16 protein-coding genes, 2 tRNA genes and 1 pseudogene are annotated in these 17,128 nt (G+C 59.8%); 6 read left to right on the plus strand and 13 right to left on the minus strand.

Annotated elements, in window-relative coordinates; all coding sequences use genetic code 11:
• Positions 1-123: 123 nt before the first annotated feature.
• The 10 genes from B3F77_RS14890 to ubiU all read right to left on the minus strand — a co-directional run bounded on the left by B3F77_RS14890 (position 124) and on the right by ubiU (position 9,934).
• Positions 124-1,014 (minus strand): CoA transferase, encoded by an 891-nt coding sequence (locus B3F77_RS14890; RefSeq protein ID WP_293605707.1) that lies wholly within the window; start codon positions 1,012-1,014, stop codon positions 124-126.
• A 149-nt stretch (positions 1,015-1,163) separates the two neighbouring features.
• The gene (gene pobA, locus B3F77_RS14895; protein ID WP_293605708.1) at positions 1,164-2,348 is read right to left on the minus strand and encodes a 4-hydroxybenzoate 3-monooxygenase; all 1,185 of its coding nucleotides are present in this window, start codon (positions 2,346-2,348) and stop codon (positions 1,164-1,166) included.
• A gap of 213 nt (positions 2,349-2,561) precedes the next feature.
• Positions 2,562-3,872: an acyl-CoA dehydrogenase family protein gene (locus tag B3F77_RS14900; RefSeq protein ID WP_293605709.1), complete on the minus strand. Its 1,311-nt coding sequence runs from the start codon at positions 3,870-3,872 to the stop codon at positions 2,562-2,564.
• A 140-nt stretch (positions 3,873-4,012) separates the two neighbouring features.
• Positions 4,013-4,384 (minus strand): hypothetical protein, encoded by a 372-nt coding sequence (locus B3F77_RS14905; protein ID WP_293605710.1) that lies wholly within the window; start codon positions 4,382-4,384, stop codon positions 4,013-4,015.
• 192 nt (positions 4,385-4,576) lie between these two features.
• The gene (ubiD, locus tag B3F77_RS14910; protein WP_293605711.1) at positions 4,577-6,061 is read right to left on the minus strand and encodes a 4-hydroxy-3-polyprenylbenzoate decarboxylase; all 1,485 of its coding nucleotides are present in this window, start codon (positions 6,059-6,061) and stop codon (positions 4,577-4,579) included.
• Between the two features lie 17 nt (positions 6,062-6,078).
• Positions 6,079-6,681 carry a UbiX family flavin prenyltransferase gene (locus B3F77_RS14915; RefSeq protein WP_293605720.1) on the minus strand — a complete coding sequence of 201 codons (603 nt, stop codon included), beginning with the start codon at positions 6,679-6,681 and terminating at the stop codon, positions 6,079-6,081.
• Positions 6,682-6,753: 72 nt separating this feature from the next.
• Positions 6,754-7,260, minus strand: a complete 507-nt coding sequence (gene ubiT / locus B3F77_RS14920; protein WP_293605712.1) for a ubiquinone anaerobic biosynthesis accessory factor UbiT — start codon at positions 7,258-7,260, stop codon at positions 6,754-6,756.
• Positions 7,261-7,274: 14 nt separating this feature from the next.
• Positions 7,275-7,892: a PAQR family membrane homeostasis protein TrhA gene (gene trhA, locus B3F77_RS14925; protein ID WP_293605713.1), complete on the minus strand. Its 618-nt coding sequence runs from the start codon at positions 7,890-7,892 to the stop codon at positions 7,275-7,277.
• Between the two features lie 5 nt (positions 7,893-7,897).
• On the minus strand, positions 7,898-8,818 hold the full coding sequence (locus B3F77_RS14930; RefSeq protein WP_293605714.1) for a U32 family peptidase: 921 nt from the start codon (positions 8,816-8,818) through the stop codon (positions 7,898-7,900).
• A 48-nt stretch (positions 8,819-8,866) separates the two neighbouring features.
• Positions 8,867-9,934, minus strand: coding sequence for a ubiquinone anaerobic biosynthesis protein UbiU (gene ubiU, locus B3F77_RS14935; protein WP_293605715.1), 1,068 nt, complete (start codon positions 9,932-9,934; stop codon positions 8,867-8,869).
• Between the two features lie 433 nt (positions 9,935-10,367).
• On the opposite strand from ubiU, the gene B3F77_RS14940 reads away from it, so the two are divergent.
• Positions 10,368-11,153 (plus strand): IclR family transcriptional regulator domain-containing protein, encoded by a 786-nt coding sequence (locus tag B3F77_RS14940; RefSeq protein WP_293605721.1) that lies wholly within the window; start codon positions 10,368-10,370, stop codon positions 11,151-11,153.
• A 32-nt stretch (positions 11,154-11,185) separates the two neighbouring features.
• Here the strand turns inward: B3F77_RS14940 and B3F77_RS21025 are convergent, their stop codons facing one another.
• The gene (locus B3F77_RS21025) at positions 11,186-11,461 is read right to left on the minus strand and encodes a hypothetical protein (RefSeq protein WP_414703018.1); all 276 of its coding nucleotides are present in this window, start codon (positions 11,459-11,461) and stop codon (positions 11,186-11,188) included.
• A 218-nt stretch (positions 11,462-11,679) separates the two neighbouring features.
• Between B3F77_RS21025 and B3F77_RS14950 the strand changes: the two genes are divergently transcribed.
• A tRNA-Pro gene (locus B3F77_RS14950) sits at positions 11,680-11,756 on the plus strand.
• A 616-nt stretch (positions 11,757-12,372) separates the two neighbouring features.
• On the opposite strand, the gene B3F77_RS14955 is transcribed toward B3F77_RS14950, so the two are convergent.
• A complete protein-coding gene (locus B3F77_RS14955; RefSeq protein WP_293605716.1) occupies positions 12,373-12,990 on the minus strand; it encodes a 3-keto-disaccharide hydrolase in 618 nt (205 codons plus the stop codon).
• Positions 12,991-13,679: 689 nt separating this feature from the next.
• Here B3F77_RS14955 and B3F77_RS14960 point away from each other — a divergent pair.
• The 3 genes and pseudogenes from B3F77_RS14960 to B3F77_RS14970 all read left to right on the plus strand — a co-directional run bounded on the left by B3F77_RS14960 (position 13,680) and on the right by B3F77_RS14970 (position 15,061).
• Positions 13,680-13,754, plus strand: a tRNA-Arg gene (locus B3F77_RS14960).
• Between the two features lie 244 nt (positions 13,755-13,998).
• Positions 13,999-14,443 (plus strand): annotated as a pseudogene (tnpA, locus tag B3F77_RS14965) (IS200/IS605 family transposase).
• Positions 14,444-14,500: 57 nt separating this feature from the next.
• Positions 14,501-15,061 (plus strand): c-type cytochrome, encoded by a 561-nt coding sequence (locus B3F77_RS14970; protein ID WP_293605717.1) that lies wholly within the window; start codon positions 14,501-14,503, stop codon positions 15,059-15,061.
• Between the two features lie 548 nt (positions 15,062-15,609).
• On the opposite strand, the gene B3F77_RS14975 is transcribed toward B3F77_RS14970, so the two are convergent.
• Complete coding sequence (locus B3F77_RS14975) at positions 15,610-16,314, minus strand: glutathione binding-like protein (RefSeq protein WP_293605718.1); 705 nt, start codon at positions 16,312-16,314, stop codon at positions 15,610-15,612.
• 77 nt (positions 16,315-16,391) lie between these two features.
• Between B3F77_RS14975 and B3F77_RS14980 the strand changes: the two genes are divergently transcribed.
• Positions 16,392-17,084 carry a hypothetical protein gene (locus B3F77_RS14980; protein WP_293605719.1) on the plus strand — a complete coding sequence of 231 codons (693 nt, stop codon included), beginning with the start codon at positions 16,392-16,394 and terminating at the stop codon, positions 17,082-17,084.
• Positions 17,085-17,128 lie beyond the last annotated feature (44 nt).

Below are 17,128 nucleotides of genomic sequence, written 5' to 3' on the forward strand. Positions count from 1 at the left end.
TTTCATTGACGTTTTTACACAGCCTTAGTCTTTTTCCGACATTCAACAAACACACGTTTGACCGACTGTAAATGGCAGGTTTTACCTGTCTTTTCCGCGGCGAACAGGTCTGAGCCGTTCGTTTTAGTTAGCCAGCGTATACAACGGAATATCTTTGGCCACCGCCAGCTTGTCGAGCTGCTTGCGCGTCTGCGTGAGCAAAAAGGCGGCTATGGCCTGGTGCGTGGCAGGGGCAAACATCGCCTTCATGCTGGCCACCTCGATGCTCGCTGCCGCGCACAGGCTGGCTGCGAAATGGGGTTCCAGCGCTGCCAGCGCCACGCGGCCATCCTTGCAGGCGTAGACGCGGTAGCCGGCATGGCCGCCGCCGACGGCTGCGCCGGCCTGGGTCAGGTCCCAGCTGCGTGGCAAGGCAAGATAAGCTGCCGCTCCTGAGAGGGTGACTTCGAGGTAAACGCCTTTGCCCTTGCTGCGCTGGTGCATCACGGCCTGCAGCACCGCTTCGCTCGCCATCAGCGAGCCACCCATGTCGGCGTAGAGCGTGGCGGGCAAGTTGAGGCCGGTGAGCAGGTCGTTTTCGGCAAGGTAGGTGAGGTCGTGGCCGGGTTCTTCGGCGCGTTCACCGGGGGCGCCGACGATGGCGATTTGGCTCAGGTGCGGGTGCTGTTTGTGCAGCGCCTTCCACGTCAAGCCCAGCTTGAGCAGTGCGGAGGGCCGGAACGAGGTGAGCAACACGTCGGCCTTGGCCAGTTCGCGGTGCAGCAGCTTTTGGCCAAGCTCGGTCTTGAGGTCACCGCTGAGCATCTTCACGCCGGCGTGCAGTTGTGCATAAGCCTGCGCGTTGTACTGACCCATCGGGTCGCCGGCAGGCGGCTCCAGCTTGAAGCAGGCGGCACCCATCTGGCGGCAACGCATCAGCGCGGCCGGGCCGGGCAGGTTGAGCGCCAGGCTCAGGATGCGGACGCCTTTCAGGGATTGGAGGGGCTTGAGAGGTTGGGGGGAGGGGAGTGTCATTTGCTCTTAAATTAATAGCGGCTTGCGCCCGATGCGCAAGGACCATGGATCGAAATGACTCACAATTTACTCTAAAACACGGCCCCGCCATGAAAAACGGGCGACACCGTCGCCCCCACAAGAACCGTTCGCAACGCGGCGGGTGCCGCTTATTCGCCGAAATTCAGCGGCAGTCCGACGTAGTTTTCGGCCACCGAGCGCGCGCCGGCTTCGGAGTGGATGAGGTAGTCGAGTTCGGCTTCCTGGAACTTCTGGCCGATCTCTCCGTTCTCGGGAAAACGGTGCATCAGGCCGGTGAACCACCACGAAAAGCGCTCGGCGCGCCAGATGCGGCGCAGGCAGCGCTGGGAATAGTGGTCGATGCCGGCTTCGCTCTTGTCCCGGTAGAACTCGATCAGGGCGCTGCAGAGGTATTTCACGTCGGTGGCCGCCAGGTTCAGCCCTTTGGCGCCGGTGGGCGGCACGATGTGGGCGGCGTCGCCGGCCAGGAACATGCGGCCAAAGCGCATCGGCTCGGTGACAAAGCTGCGCAGCGGGGCGATGCTTTTTTCGATCGACGGGCCGGTGACCAGCTTTGCGCGGGCTTCGGGGTCGAGGCGCAGGCGCAGTTCCTGCCAGAAGGCTTCGTCGGACCAGTCTTCAACCTTGTCGGTCAGCGGCACTTGCAGGTAGTAGCGGCTGCGTGTGTGGCTGCGCTGCGAGGACAGGGCAAAGCCGCGCGGACTGTTGGCGTAAATGAGTTCCTCGTGAACCGGCGGCGTTTCCGACAGCACGCCGAGCCAGCCGAAGGGGTAGATTTTTTCGTATTCCCGGATGGCGTTGCGCGGGGCGCTGGCGCGGCACACGCCGTGAAAGCCGTCGCAGCCTGCGATAAAATCGCACTCGATTTCGTGCGTCTGGCCGTCTTTCTCGTAGCGCACGCGGGGTTTGGCGGTGTCGAAGTCATGCACTGTCACGTTGCCGGCCTCGTAAATCGTGGTCAAGCTGGCGGCCTTGCGTGCGTCCATCAGGTCGCGCGTCAACTCAGTCTGGCCGTAGACCATGACGTTCTTGCCGCCGGTGAGCTTGTTCATGTCGATGCGGTGGCGCTCGCCCTTGAACAGCATGTCGAAGCCGCCGTGGATCAGGCCTTCCTTGTGCATGCGCTCGCCGACACCCGCCTCGTCCATCAGGTCGATGCAGACCTGCTCCAGAATGCCGGCGCGGATGCGACCCAGCACATAGTCACCGGTCTGGCGTTCGAGAATGACGGCGTCAATGCCGACCTTGTGAAGCAGTTGCCCCAGTAAATGCCCGGCGGGTCCGCCGCCCACAATAGCTACCTGTACACGCATGCTTGTCTCCGTTGAATGTTGGTTTGTGTGACGCCTGTTTGCGCAATGCCCGCCCAAGCGTTTTTGATAACTTTCAAGCGTAAGCGGCTGCGCGTTCTGTGGCTAGAGCTTGCTAAACGACTTTGCACGATGTTTGGCACATTTGCGCGATGATCGCGCAAATGGTCAGTTCCAAAGCCGTTTTCGGGTCCGGCAAGCTGCCAGGTTCAATGGCTACCGGATGCGCGGGGGCGACTGCAACTGCTCGGGCGTGGTGAAGTAGGCGGCTGTGGCTCCCATGTGCGTGCGCGCCTGCGCCAGCTCGTGCCGCGCCACGGTGCGCAGGTGCACCTCGTCGGGTCCGTCCATGAGGTGCAGGGCGCGGCCCCAGGTCCAGAAATAGGCCAGCGGGGTATCGGGCGACAGGCCCATGGCGCCGAACGCCTGTATGGCACGGTCCACCACGCGCGTCTGCAGCCGGGCTGCCACGACCTTGATGGCGGCTACCTGTGCACGCAGCTGCGCCGGGTCGGCCTTGCCCTGGTCCAGCGTCCAGGCGACGTGCAGCACCAGCAGGCGCGCCTGGTCGATCTCGATGCGCGACTCGGCGATCCAGTCCTGTACGTTGGAAAAGTCCGACAGGTATTTGCCGAAGGCCTGGCGCTCGAGCGTGCGCTCGCTGGTCAGCTCCAGCGCCAGCTCGCACTGCCCAATGGCGCGCATGCAGTGGTGTACACGCCCCGGCCCGAGGCGCGCCTGCGCCATGGCAAAGCCTTCGCCCCAGGCGCCCAGCAGGTGGTCCGCCGGCACGCGCACATCGCGCAGCAGGATTTCGCAGTGCCCTTCGGGCGCGTGGTGGTGCATCATGGAAATGTTGCGCACCAGCTGCACGCCGGGGGTGTCCAGCGGCACCAGCACCATACTGTGCCGGTGGTGCATGCCGCCCCCGGAGCCGTCCCGGGCGGCAGTGTCTTCGGCATCGCTGGCGTTGCGGCACATCACGATCAGTAACCGGCAATGCGGGTGCGCGGCGCCGGTGATAAACCATTTGCGGCCGTTGAGCACCAGATGGTCACCCTCGCGCCGCACGGTGGTCTGCAGGTTGGTTGGATCGGACGAGGCCACATCGGGTTCGGACATGGCGAAAGCGGAGCGGATGCTACCTTCCAGCAGCGGCAGCAGCCACTGCGCGTGCTGCCCGGGCGTGGCAAAGCGGTGCAGCAGCTCCATGTTGCCGGTGTCGGGCGCGCTGCAGTTGAACACTTCCGGAGCCCAGGGCAGGCGGCCCATGGTTTCGGCCAGCGGCGCGTAGTCGAGGATGGAGACGCGAGTGCCGGGCTCGTCATCGCGAAGGTCGGGCAGGAACAGGTTCCACAGCCCCTCTTCGCGCGCCAGTGCCTTGAGGTCTTCGAGGAAGGGTGGCGGGTACACGCCGTCTTGCACCGAGCGATGCCAGGCGGCGTTGTAGGGCAGCAAGTAGCGCTGCATGAACGCTTCGAGGCGCTGGCGCAGATCCTGCGCGCGGGGAGAATGTGCAAAGTCCATGCGTTATTGTCCCGGTGCCAGCTTACGCTGTCAGAACGCTGGTGACACCTGCCACCATGAGCAACACGGCCGGGCCAGTCGCCGCAATGGCTGAACCGACCATTGGCTTCAAGCAGCCATGCTCATGCACTGACCTGGAGTCACTTCTTGACGGTAACGCTCGCCTCTTCCAGCAGCAAAGGGTAGGAATAGCCAGCGCCGAAATCCTTATTCACACCCACTCGGCCTGTGACAAGCACCTGGTCACCGACCTTGGCGGTTTGTTGGCTCGTTACGGTGAGGTCGTTGGTGTTCTGGTCCCCGGTACCGTCCTGCACATGCAGGAAATTGCGATGCATGACGCCATTGTTGACCTTGACCACCTTGCCCTGCACTCGCACCTCCTTGCCTGCAAGTGCCGATTTCTCCTTGTACAGGGCGGCAACGGTCTTGAGTTTGGCTTCGTCTGCTGATGCGCTCAATGCGCCCAGCCCCATAACACCGGCGAATATAACGGTGAGGTACGTTCTCATGAAAAATCTCCTGCAAAGGTGGTTAAAAAATCTGGACAGCTACCAAGGAATTTCGCTCAGGATTTATCCGTCAATGATGTTAACAGGCAAGATTGCCGCTGCGCGAATGTGCGTGGACCGGCTTTTGCACATCCACCACGCGCGTCTGAAGCCGGGCAGCCACGACCTTGATTTCGACCACGCGCGCGCGGGTCACAAGCCCAGTGACTCAAAGATGCCGTCCATGCGCGCCTGCACCGCCGCGTCCATGACGATGGGGCGACCCCACTCACGCTGCGTCTCGCCGGGCCATTTGTTGGTGGCGTCTAACCCCATCTTGCTGCCCAGGCCGCTCACGGGCGAAGCGAAGTCGAGGTAGTCGATGGGCGTGTTCTCGATCAGCATGGTGTCGCGCGTGGGGTCCATGCGCGTGGTCAGGGCCCAGATCACCTCGCGCCAGTCGCGCACGTCCACGTCGTCGTCCACCACGACAATGAACTTGGTGTACATGAACTGGCGCAGGTGGCTCCACACGCCCATCATGACGCGCCGGGCGTGGCCGGGATACGCCTTCTTGATCTGCACCACGGCCATGCGGTAACTGCAACCTTCGGGCGGCAGGTAGAAATCGGTGATCTCGGGAAACTGCCGCTGCAGCAGCGGAATGAACAGCTCGTTCAGGGCCATGCCGAGCACAGCCGGTTCGTCCGGGGGTTTTCCGGTATAGGTGGAGTGGTAAATCGGATCGCAGCGCATCGTGATGCGATCGACGGTGAATACGGGGAACCAGGCCTGTTCGTTGTAGTAGCCCGTGTGGTCGCCATACGGCCCTTCAAGCGCATGCTGGTAGCCGCTGGGGTGCTTGGCATCGGGGTAGATGTGGCCTTCGAGCACGATCTCAGCCGTGGCCGGCACGCGCAGGGGCACGCCGAGCGCGCGCACAACCTCGGTGCGCCCGCCGCGCAACAGGCCGGCGAACTGGTATTCCGACAGGCTGTCGGGCACCGGCGTAACAGCGCCCAGGATGGTGGCCGGGTCGGCGCCCAGTGCTACGGCAACCGGATAGGGCTGCCCCGGGTGCGTGGCGCAGTGGTCCCTAAAATCGAGCGCGCCGCCGCGGTGCGCGAGCCAGCGCATGATGAGCTGGTTGCGCGAGAGCACCTGCTGGCGGTAAATGCCCAGGTTCTGCCGCGCCTTGTGAGGCCCTTGCGTGATGACCAGTCCCCAGGTGATGAGCGGCGCCACGTCACCAGGCCAGCAGTGCTGCACGGGCAGGCGCGCCAGATCCACGTCGTTGCCTTCCCAGACCACCTCCTGGCACGGGGCCGAATTCAGCTCCTTGGGGGCCATGTTCCACAGGGTCTTGAGCAAGCCGCCCATGCTCATCATGTCCTTGAAGCCCTTGGGTGCTTCAGGTTCCTTAAGCGATGCCAGCAACTCGCCGAACGGGCGCAGTCCGCGCAGGTCGGCAACGCCCATGGCGCGGGCCACGCGCTCGGTCGTGCCAAAAAGATTCCCCAACACCGGCATGGTGTGCCCCGTAGGCTGCTCGAACAGCAGGGCCGGGCCGCCCACGCGCAGGGTGCGGTCGCACAGTGCGGTCATTTCGAGGTAGGGCGAAACGGGCGCAGCCACGCGGCGCAGGTCGCCGGTCTGCTCCAGTTGAGCCATAAAGTCACGCAGGTCGCGGTAGGTCATGGGAAATCAGAGTTGGTTTACACGCCGGCTTCTGGCAGGGCAAGCCCTTGCCAGCGCGGCGCCAGGGTGTGGGGCACGTCGAGCAGGTCGAGCGCGCGCGCCACACTGTAATCCACGATGTCGCTCACAGACTGCGGACGCAAATAAAACGCCGGTAACGGCGGGCAGATGATGCCGCCCATTTCGGTTACGCTGATCATGTTGCGCAGGTGGACCAGATGCAGGGGCGATTCACGCACCATGAGCACCAGGCGTCGACGCTCCTTGAGCACCACGTCGGCCGCGCGCGCGATGAGGTTGTCCGCCAGGCCATGCGCCACCGCTGCCAGTGTGCGCATGGAGCAGGGTGCCACCACCATGCCGCTGCACTGAAAGGAGCCACTGGCAATGGCTGCACCCACGTTGTGCACGTCGTGCACCTGATCGGCCAGGGACTCGACCGATGCGCGTTCCATGTCGAGTTCATGGTGCAGGTTGCGCCAGCCCGCTTCGGACACCACCAGATGGGTCTCGATGCCCGCCATTTCGCGCATTACCTGCAGCAGGCGCACGCCATACACGGCGCCGCTGGCACCCGAGATGGCAACGATGATGCGCCGTGGCGCCGGGCTGTCAGCCATGAGTATGCGCATGGGAATGGGCCGCATGCTCTGTGGCGGCTGCCATCAGCGGACGCGGTGTTCCACGGTCACTCATGCCTTCTCTCCTGAACGGTGAAATCCTGCGCCGGCTGACCGCCATGCGGCCACGCGTGCCAGCACCTGGTGCGGCGCCCACTGCTGCAGGTCGAGCACGGGCAGTTCCAGAGCGTCGAGCGCGTTCTTGACCACCAGGCCCAGCTCGGTGTCGCCCTGCATTGACAGACGGCGGCTGAAGAAGAGCGTGTCCGGGTCTTCCTGGCGCTGCGCAAGGCGCAGAAAATCATGGGCGCTGGCCGCGATGGTCAGGTCGGCGGTTTGCTGTTTGGAGCAGGCTGCGAAGCGCTGACCCGTCCATTCGAAATCAAACGTCAGGCGCGCATCGCGCACATGGATGCGCAGCTTTTTGTACAGCAGCAACTGGAGCACGTCGGCCGGAAGGTGTTGTGCCAGCCCCAGGTTGAGTGCAGTCACCAGTATCGCCGAGCCCGGATAGGCCGGCAGGCGTTCCAGCAGCGCTCCCAAGCGTTGGGGCAGTAAAAAAGAAGAGGGCGGGTTCATGGCGGTCCAGACAGTCAGGCCACATAGAGCAGCATAGTAAAAAAATGGCAGGTGCTGCCAGCGAGCACAAACAGGTGCCACAGGCCGTGGCCGTGGCGCACCTTGTGGTCGGTGGCATAAAAAAAGATGCCCACGGTGTAGCAGGCGCCACCCGCAACCAGCCACGCAAAGCCCGTGGGCGTGAGCGCTTGCCACAGCGGCGACACCGCCACCAGTGCCAGCCAGCCCATGAGCACATAAATGACGAGTGAGAGCACGCGCGCCCCCTTGGCGAGCCAGATTTCCTGCAAGATGCCGAGCAGCGCCAGGCTCCACACCGCGCCCATCAGTGACCAGCCCCAGGCGCCGCGTAGTGACACCAGCGCGAACGGTGTGTAGCTGCCTGCAATCAGTAGGTAGATGGCGCAGTGGTCAAACTTGCGCAGCACATCCTTGGCGTGACCGCGCAGGCTGTGGTAGAGCGTGGAGAACACGTACAGCGCCACCAGCATGGTGCCGTAGACGCTGAAGCTCACAATCTTCCAGGGGTCGCCCAGGCGCGCCGCGAGCACGATCAGCAGCACTGAGCCAGCCAGCGCCAGCCCCGCGCCCACAAGGTGGCTGATGCTGTTGAAGCGCTCACCGTAGTACATGGCGTTCAGGCTACCACGGTCTGCGCAACTTGAGTAGTCTGTGCAACCTGTTCCATCCCGGGGCGATCATGCCAATAACCATTGCAGCCCTGGTCAGGCATGAGCGGCTGCAAGCGCGCCATCGCCTCCTGCGGTGCCAGCGTCTGCGTGCGCGCCGCATGGAACAAAGCGATCACGTCCGCCGTGTGCTGCGCCTGCGGGCTCAGGCGCAGCACATCAACCCCCAGCGCACGCATGTCGTCCAGCGCGTCCACCAGGTTGTACACCCGCGCAGACTGCGTTTGCGTGCCGTTGAGCACCAGAAATTCTTCGCGCTCGCGCGTCTTGAGCATCAGGCCGTCAGGGTGATCCAGGCAACTGAAGCGACAGTCGTCCTTGGGCAGATTGCGGTACCGCGCGGTGAAGCAGCGCGCCGAGTAGGCCAGCGGCATGCGGCCATAGGCAAACACCTCGGTCTGCAGCCCTTCCGGGCGGCCTTGCTGTAGCAGGGCCAGGTCGTCGCGTTTCAGTTCCAGCGGCATGACCCAGCGGCTGGCACCCAACGTGGCCATCCATTGCAGTGACGCCAGGTTGTAGAGGTTGAGGTGCGGCCCGGCCACGAACGGCACCTTTCCCGCCAGGCAGTGCACGGCACCCATGTCATTGGCTTCGACCCGGAAATCGCCGTTGCCCGCGATCTTGTGCATCATGCTCACGTCGGCACCCGACTCCAGCAGCACTTGCGTGGAAAGTACCACCTCTTTGCCCGCGTCGCGCAGGCGCGCCGCAATCTCAAGCCAGTCGGCCAGCCGCAGTTCATGGCGGCGCGAGCACACGGTCTCGCCAAGGTAAACCACATCGACCGGCGTGGCGGCCATGGCGTCGTAAAAAGCGAAGACGGCATCGCGCTGCCAGTAGTACAGCAGCGGGCCCAAGGCAATTTTCATGGTACGGGTTTCCGGCCTTTGCGGCCAGTGGTTGGTCGATTCAACGGGTTATTTCCAGGGCCGGTGGTAGGCACCCAGCGTGTGCTGCTGGCCCTCGGCTACCTTGTCCAGACTCGTCATCCACGCCGGTTTTGGCGCATAGCGGTGCGGATTGGTGATGCAGTGATCAATGGCTTCGCGCCACACCCGGGTTACCTGCGCCACATAGGCTGGGCTGCGCTGGCGGCCCTCAATTTTGATGGCGCGCACGCCTATCTTCAGGAGTCGCGGCAACAACTCCAGCGTGTTCAGGCTGGTGGGCTCCTCGATGGCGTAATAGCTTTCTTCTTGCTCCACGTCGAAGCGCCCCTTGCACAGCGTGGGGTAACCGGCGCTTTCGCCTTCAGCATAGCGGTCGATGAGCACGCCATTCAGGCGCGACTCCAAGCCCTTGGGCGTTTCCTGCCAGCGCACGGCCTTGGGCGGCGAACACACGCCGTGCGTGTTGGGTGCCTGGCCCGTGACATAGGACGACAGTGCACAGCGCCCCTCCACCATCACGCACAGGCTGCCAAAGCCAAACACCTCGATCTCCACCGGCGTCTTGTCGATCACCTGCTCCACCTGTGCCAGCGACAGCACGCGCGGCAACACGGCACGCACCACGCCGAACTGCTCACGGTAAAAGTTGATGGCGTCGTAATTGGTCGCCGAGCCTTGCACCGACAGATGCAGGCGCAGCTGCGGATAGCGCGAGACGGCATACTGCATGAGTCCAGGGTCGGCCAGAATCACGGCATCCACGCCCAGATCCACCGCCTTATCCAGCGCCGCGCGCCAGGGCCCGGGATTCGACGCCTGCGGGTAGGTATTGAGCGCCATGAACACCTTGCAACCGCGCTCATGGGCGTAGCGGATACCCGTGCCGATGGCGGCTTCATCGAAATTGAGACCGGCGAAATTACGCGCGTTGGTCGCATCACGCAGGCCCAGATAAACACAGCTGGCGCCGTTGTCCACGGCGGCTTTCAGGGCAGGCAGGCTGCCTGCTGGGCAGACCAGTTCCGGGGGAGTCGGGCGAGCAGCAGCAGCGTCGGCAGGCACTGCGGAATCGGTAAGTAGGGTCGAGGGTTCCATGTACGTGTAAGCTTGTGACGATGGCCCCAGAGCGGGACTAGCACAATGGATGAAATGATACGCCGGTCTGTGACAGTGTCCGTTGATCTTTGTCAAACGGTGGGCACAATGCCGCATGATTGCACACCGGCGTGTGCGGCACTGTGTCCCCAGTCCTTCCCATAGGGAGTCTCCGCAACTCCCGTGCCAAGCTCGTCGAGCAGTTCCCGGCCGGACGCCCGCCTACAAGGGCTAGCTGTACACGCTTTATGGCCGCCGTCAAATGTCTGTTGAAGCGTTTTCTTGTGCTTCGAGCATAGGCGGCTGCGCATCCGGCAGCGAGGGCTAGCAAAACGGCTTTGCATGGTGTTTGATCTACTTGTGCGATGATCGCGCAGTGGTCACTTTCAAAACCGTTTCAGGAACCGGCATTTTCCCGATCGCCAAGGCCGACATGATCGAAGGCATGGCTAAAGGCATGGCCGTATTGGAGAGTTTTGACACCCAGCGCCAGCGTCTCAACGCCACGCTGGCGGCTGAGCGGGCGGGTATCACCCGAGCCGCAGCGCGTCGTCATTTGCTGACGCTGACGCACCTGGGCTATCTTGAAACGGATGGCAGCTATTTTTGGCTGGCGGCCAAAGTACTGCGGTTTTCCGGTAGCTACCTGGCAACGGCGCGCTTGCCGCGTGCCGTACAACCCGAACTCAATCGGCTGGCAGTACAGACCCAGGAGTCATTTTCGGCGGCCGTGCTGGACGGCGACGAGGTTGTCATCATTGCGCGCAGTGGTTTTGAGTGGAAAAGTTCTGCCGATGGCAAAGCTGCGCCGACAAGGGTGCTGGCCTATGGCATGCATCTGGGCGCACGGTTGCCGGCGCACGCCACATCGACCGGGCGCATGTTGCTGGCCGCCAAAACCAAAAGCGAGGTCAACGCTTGGGTGAAAGCCAAGTCTCAGGCTGGCGACCTGGCCAGGCTGACGTTGCACACGACCACGGATCCGCACAAGCTCAAGGCGCTGATCGATCAGGTGCGGCTGGACGATTACTGCGTGGCCAGCGAAGAGCATGAGTTGGGCGTCCATGCCCTGGCCGTGCCGCTGCGTGACATGCAGGGGCACACGGTGGCTGCGATCAATGTGGTGACTTCTCCGCAGCGCTTGGTGGCCGACACCCTGCGGCGCGATCTTCTGCCGCTGTTGCTGGATGCCGCGCGTGAACTGCGCCAGCTTTTGTAGGGAACTATTGAGCAGCTCGCTGCGTTAAACCCTCAGTCGCCGAGATACTGCTGACGGAGTTCAGGCCGGGCGTGCAGTTCTGACGATCTGCCTGCAAACACGATTTCACCCCTGACCAGAATCACCTTGCGGCCGGTGATTTGTGCGACGTGCCTCCAGTTTTTGTCGACAGTCTTTGCCATCGACCCCGGTTTCGCCGTGTAGTCGGTGCATGGGTCGGCGCCCAAACCGACACGCAGGGCAATCCCTTCAGCGCCGCTGAGTTTGAAGCCAATAAATGACCAGTGGCTGCCCACGCCCGTAGCCACGGCCTTTGTCAAAAGCCTGATGAACCGCGTGACCAAGCCTGGCAAGAGGACGGCCTGGATTGCACCACCAGACAGTGGCTTCAACGCCAATTCGGTCGAATACGCTTAAGTGAAGCTCTGATCTGGGGAGGGTAAGGCTTCCAGCCCGGACGCCTTGCAAAAAAAATGGCCAGGGCGCGGCGGTCCTAGCCTTGTTCGCGCTATAATATAAAACTTGTCGGAGTGTGGCGCAGTCTGGTAGCGCACCTGGTTTGGGACCAGGGGGTCCAAGGTTCGAATCCTTGTACTCCGACCAAAAATCCATTTAAAAAGCCCACTTTGTGGGCTTTTTTTATATCTGCCCGTAGCTCAGTTGGCTAGAGCATCAGCCTTCTAAGCTGAGGGTCGGGGGTTCTTATTAATGGTTTTTCCAGTTGCGTATTGCAAGCGCCGCTATTTATCGCAAGTTTGAATTTGAGTTGCATATTTCGATCGTCGCTATTGATGGCCGGCTTATTTGACGTTTGCCGAATGTTTGCAGCCGTGGGGCAAAGCCCAATCAGCGGTGGCGTGCAATGGTATTGGTATTTCGCCGACTCCGGTCTGATTGCATCGTGATTTGGTAGTAAACAAACCATCAAGGCTGATCAGTATTCGGTTTTAGGCTTTGCTGTCTTGGATACCCAAGGTTTTTTTTGTCCAGCATGATCCTTTGGTACCAGTGACTCAGTCGGTCTTTGGGTTGAGGTCGTCAGTGGCTCGCTATTCCTGGATGTCTGTAATTCGGCCTGAAGCTACTCGATAGGCAGCTCACAGGGGGTTCGCGCCCTTGAACATTTTGTTCGCGTCGGCAGCGGCACATGCGAACATTTTTCGCAGAAGATGAGAGGATGCCATGCGCTTCCTGCGCTCACGTCTGCGAAAACTGCGCGCTATAACGACTTGATTTGCACCTTGCGCCACTTGATGGGGCCACCAGTGATGCCTTTGACGCCGGGACCAAACTGAAGAGCGAACGGTCCGCTGGCAAACTTACTGTTTTGCGTGCTGGCGGTGACGGCCCCATTTAACTTGACGGTCAACTCCGTGCCCTTCGCGTAGATCTCGTAGGTGTTCCACTTGCCTCCTGCTTTGTAGATGATCGGTACCGGCACAGCAGCGAAGTCGACGATCGCACCCGTACCATAAGTAGGATCTGGGCGTGTGTCCCAGATGTTCACCTCGTAAGCATTGTCGGAGCCGATCTTATTGGGATCGGAAGCGCGGAGGAAGATTCCGCTGTTGGTATCGGTTTCAGCCCAGAACTCGGCATAGATCACGAAATCCTTGTAGGAGTTCTTCGAGACGAGAAACCCACTCTTGCCCTTATCGGCCATGATGGCGCCGCCTTCGGTTCGCCAGTTGGCGTCGCCGATGCGGTTCCAGTTCTCCAGTCCTTTGTCGCCATCAATCAATGTGACCCACCCTTGACCATGCGGCTGGATTGCGCAGCCGAAAAAGGTGAACGTGACAACTAACAGAACCATACTGATGACAGATAAGCGTTTCATGTTGATCTCCTTTGATAAGTATGGTTGTTAGGATATAGATGGAACGGCGCTACGTGAGCAACTTGGTCATGATATTCCCCAATTGGGGGGCGAACGGCAGCTTTATGGAAAATTTTTGAATGACCGGGCTTGGCCGGGTGCTGCCCATGACCGGCGAAACATGAATGACAGATATCGCTCAGAGGCGACGGTCAACAGGAAAAGTTGAAAAGGCCGGTTGACCGACTGCTTCTGCTCAACGCGTCCGATCTATGTCCGCTCTGGAGGAACCGTCCCCAATGACGGGTGTAGGTCGCAACGCGACTGTCAGGCCCGCGAATCGTCTGCTCCAAAGCGGGCATCGGCATTTCAAACTTTCAAAAATTTCCATGACGGCCTTGCGGCAAACAATTTGAGTTGATGACGTGTTGCCGCCGACCTCATATTGACCATCCAGGGGCAATTTTGCTGATTGAAAAATAAACAGCGATGCCGCTCTGGAACCCCTAGTCAAAGATAAATCAGCGCGGGTGGTCAATAGTCAACTGGCGCCAACACCGCGGGGGAAACAGGGGCAAGATCAGGCAAATCTTCTCCCGAATTTTGATGGAAATCACGTCCCTTCAAGAAATCCAAAGGGACTTGATCGGATTTTTTGGATGCGTGCATGCGGAGTAGAGTGCTGCCACAGCGCTTAGAATTATGCGTTTCCGCCCGTCGTTCAACGGATAGGACATCGCTCTTCTAAAGCGATCATGGGGGTTCGATTCCCTCCGGGCGGACCAACTGACACCTCATGGATGCTTTTGGATCACTTCGATTGACATTTCCTCGCCGCAATTTCCACAATGAAGTGTGTGGTTCTGGGTTGGGTTGAGACCCATCGCAATGCGAAGGGTATGCGCATGGTCACACGTTCTACATCTGCAAAGATATCGGAATACCATGGTGCTTTCTTGCGCTCGGACGTTTGAATCATGGCGGGTAAATTCCCCGCCGCTTGCAGCGTTCCCTGCGTAAGCTTGTAGGATGAGTGGATATCTTCACAAGAGTCACCATGTTATGGTGTTGATGTACCACTTGGTGTTTCCGGCGAAGTACCGACGAGCGGTATTGGATTCGCATGTAGATGAGGTTCTCAAAGATGTGTGTCTAGAAATTGGGAGCTGTTATCAAGTGAAGTTTATAGAGATTGGGACAGACAGAGATCATGTACATTTTTTGGTTCAGTCCGTTCCGACGTACTCGGTCACAAAGATAGTAACGCTGCTCAAGAGTCTGACGGTGCGCGAGATTTTCAAGCGTTGCCCGCAGGTGAAGAAGAAGCTGTGGGGTGGGGGAGTTTTGGACAGACGGGTACTTCGCAAGGTCAGCGGGCAAGCATGGAGATGAAAACATGATCGGGAAGTACGTCAAGAACCAGGGTAACGAGTACAGCAAGCTGCACGAAGATCGCCAGCTTGCTTTCTTCTAATACCCCGCCCCTTGGGGCGGGGTTCTTTATTTTTCCTATCCGTAATGAGGAGGTGTGATGTTGAAAAATGTGATGTTGAAAGGTGTGGTTTCGGGAGTCGCATTAACGCTTGCCGTTGCCCTGATCGGCGCTTACTCTTTGGTGCAAAGCGGCCTTATCCCTGCTAATGCCGATGCAAAACCCGGTCGGCTGGAAACCTGGATGGCCCGTACTTCGCTAAATGCGACATTGCGTCGCGACGCTCCAAAGGGCCAAAATCCGGTGGCGCTGAACGAGCAAAATCTCCTCAATGGAGTTCATCTTTACGCGCAGAACTGCGCGGTTTGCCATGGTTCCGCGAGGGGGGATGCGTCGTCATCACCGATAGCGAAAGGCCTTTATCCAGAGCCTCCGCAATTGGCGACCGAGGGGGTTGAGGACGACCCGGAAGGTGCTTCGTTTTGGAGGATCAAGCACGGTGTTCGTCTGACGGGCATGCCTTCGTTCGGGAACTCCCTCAGCGACCAGCAGATCTGGACGCTTGCGCTTTTCCTGAAGCACATGGACAAGCTGCCGCCCACGGTACAACAGACTTGGGAGCAAGTCCAGAATTGGCCGGTGATTGAGGCAGGGGGGTAAGGGCGGGTAAAAGTCTGGGTGATCGCTTCCAAAGTACCGACAGTTCCTTTTGATTTAGCGTTAACCCACAAAAAATCCGTTGTGCATGCGCGAAAGCCAACTGTGATACTTCGATTCATGGGGTATCAAAGGCAAAGCGGGGGTACAGACGGCGGTACAAATTGACTTTTTATTTTCAAGAATCAAGCATTCGTGCGGATTGCGGCCCATCAATAAAGAACCCCACCCCTTGGGGCGGGGTTCTTTATTTGCTACTAAATTAATAGCTGTTTACGCAGTATCTACGGGGACTACAGCGTCAAAAATCTTATAAGAATGACGCATCATGCGACACGTCATTATTGCGAACGCATGATCAAGCCCGATGCGCGCCTTAAAATCCTCACGGTCCTGAAGTACGTTCCGGTTTTTCCGGTGCGGCTCGGGCTTGGCTAGCGCGTTTTCGCTATGCGATCCGCTCCCAAATTTCCAAAAAGACGGTCTGCTATTTAGTTGATAGCTGACTACGACTGTCACATATGGGTTAGAGCCTGATTTGATTTCGAATTTCAGTGTTTTTGGTACTGTATCTTGCCAAACAGGGTGTCGCGTTCCTTGTCACCAGTGAGGGGGCGGCGCAAGTCTGCCAGTACCTGCACGCCGCGTTGTACGGCCGGGCGGGTGCTGACCCCGTCAAACCACTTTTTCAGATGGGGGTAGTCGGCCCAAGCTATGCCCTGGTTTTCCCAGCTGCGTAGCCACGGGAAAATGGCCACATCGGCGAGGGTGTATTGGTTGCACGCGATGAATTTGCGGGTGGCCAGCTGCTTGTTCATCACGCCGTAGAGCCGTTTTGCTTCGTTGGTGTAGCGGTTGATGGCGTAGTCGATCTTCTCGGGCGCGTAGACGCGGAAATGGTGGGCTTGCCCGAGCATCGGGCCGACGCCCCCTACCTGGAACATCAGCCACTGCAGCACCTGGAATTTCAGCCGGTTCCTTTTGGGCAGCAGTTTGCCGGTTTTAGCGGCCAGGTACAGCAGGATGGCACCCGATTCAAACAGGGAAATTGGCTTGCCGTCCGGGCCATTCGGGTCGACCAATGCTGGAATCTTGTTGTTGGGGCTGATCGCCAGAAACTCGGGCTTGAACTGGTCGCCGGCACCGATGTTGATGGGTAAAACCTGCCAGTCACGGCCCAGACGAAGTCCGCACTCTTCCAGCATGATGTGGACTTTGTGGCCGTTGGGCGTAGGCCATGAGTAAACGTTGATCATGGGTGTTTCCTTCGGTACTTTACGGCTACTATCATTAGGTAAGTCGGTATCTGCACTTTATAAGAAAAGGACAAAGCATGTTCGACCGGTTCAAAAAATTTGGCGCAATCAGCGACAGGGGTCAGGGCCAATCCAACGGTGCTGCCGGTACTGACGCTGTTTCCAGATGGGCCAGTGGACAGGGGTTCACTTATAGCGGGCCGGCAAAAGGTGTGGGTTTTTGCCTGTCAGGCAGCATGGGCGGCAGGCCCTGGAAACTTGAGCGCAGCATTGCTTCCCGGGACTTTTTCAAGGGCGACGAGATCAGGGCCCGCGCCGAGCTCAAGGTGCTGGAGGGTGTGGCCGTTATTGTGATGAATCGGCCGCTCAAGGAAACGCTGGAAGAACGCGCCTACAAGATTTACACCGATCCGGTGCAAACCGTGGCCGAGCCTAGCCTGAGCGAAGAGATGCGCTGGCTTGCGCTTTATCCGGAGTTCGTGTGGAAGGCGCTGCCCGATGCATTTTGGCGTCGCTATACCGTGCTGGCTAGCCATGGCAGCGATGCGGCAGCCTGGATTCCAGAGAGTCTGGTGCAATTGCTCATGTTGTTGGGCGCAAGCGATCCGAATGCCGAAGTCCCCTTCATGCTGATGCTGCTTCGCGGCAAGGTTTATCTGCGAATGCAGTACACGCCTGCGGACCTGCAAACCCTCCAGCATGCCAGCGCTATCTTCGTTGGCGCCTGCGAGTCAGCTCTGGCTGGTTTTTCTGGTGGTGCCCGGCTTTAATTGAAGACCTCTTTGAAGACGGGAGCCTGTCAGGAATTTTGTGT

The sequence above is a fragment of the Polaromonas sp. UBA4122 genome (assembly GCA_002381615.1).
Lineage (GTDB): Bacteria > Pseudomonadota > Gammaproteobacteria > Burkholderiales > Burkholderiaceae_C > Polaromonas.

Excerpts from the sequence above, each read along its gene's own strand:
- B3F77_RS14915 (WP_293605720.1), bottom strand. The coding sequence starts at position 6,681 with ATGGCTGACAGCCCGGCGCCACGGCGCATCATCGTTGCCATCTCGGGT.
- B3F77_RS14890 (WP_293605707.1), bottom strand. The coding sequence starts at position 1,014 with ATGACACTCCCCTCCCCCCAACCTCTCAAGCCCCTCCAATCCCTGAAA.
- ubiU (WP_293605715.1), bottom strand. The coding sequence starts at position 9,934 with ATGGAACCCTCGACCCTACTTACCGATTCCGCAGTGCCTGCCGACGCT.
- B3F77_RS14900 (WP_293605709.1), bottom strand. The coding sequence starts at position 3,872 with ATGGACTTTGCACATTCTCCCCGCGCGCAGGATCTGCGCCAGCGCCTC.
- B3F77_RS14955 (WP_293605716.1), bottom strand. The coding sequence starts at position 12,990 with ATGAAACGCTTATCTGTCATCAGTATGGTTCTGTTAGTTGTCACGTTC.
- pobA (WP_293605708.1), bottom strand. The coding sequence starts at position 2,348 with ATGCGTGTACAGGTAGCTATTGTGGGCGGCGGACCCGCCGGGCATTTA.
- B3F77_RS14905 (WP_293605710.1), bottom strand. The coding sequence starts at position 4,384 with ATGAGAACGTACCTCACCGTTATATTCGCCGGTGTTATGGGGCTGGGC.
- B3F77_RS14970 (WP_293605717.1), top strand. The coding sequence starts at position 14,501 with ATGTTGAAAAATGTGATGTTGAAAGGTGTGGTTTCGGGAGTCGCATTA.
- B3F77_RS14975 (WP_293605718.1), bottom strand. The coding sequence starts at position 16,314 with ATGATCAACGTTTACTCATGGCCTACGCCCAACGGCCACAAAGTCCAC.
- trhA (WP_293605713.1), bottom strand. The coding sequence starts at position 7,892 with ATGTACTACGGTGAGCGCTTCAACAGCATCAGCCACCTTGTGGGCGCG.
- ubiT (WP_293605712.1), bottom strand. The coding sequence starts at position 7,260 with ATGAACCCGCCCTCTTCTTTTTTACTGCCCCAACGCTTGGGAGCGCTG.
- B3F77_RS14940 (WP_293605721.1), top strand. The coding sequence starts at position 10,368 with ATGATCGAAGGCATGGCTAAAGGCATGGCCGTATTGGAGAGTTTTGAC.
- B3F77_RS14980 (WP_293605719.1), top strand. The coding sequence starts at position 16,392 with ATGTTCGACCGGTTCAAAAAATTTGGCGCAATCAGCGACAGGGGTCAG.
- ubiD (WP_293605711.1), bottom strand. The coding sequence starts at position 6,061 with ATGACCTACCGCGACCTGCGTGACTTTATGGCTCAACTGGAGCAGACC.
- B3F77_RS14930 (WP_293605714.1), bottom strand. The coding sequence starts at position 8,818 with ATGAAAATTGCCTTGGGCCCGCTGCTGTACTACTGGCAGCGCGATGCC.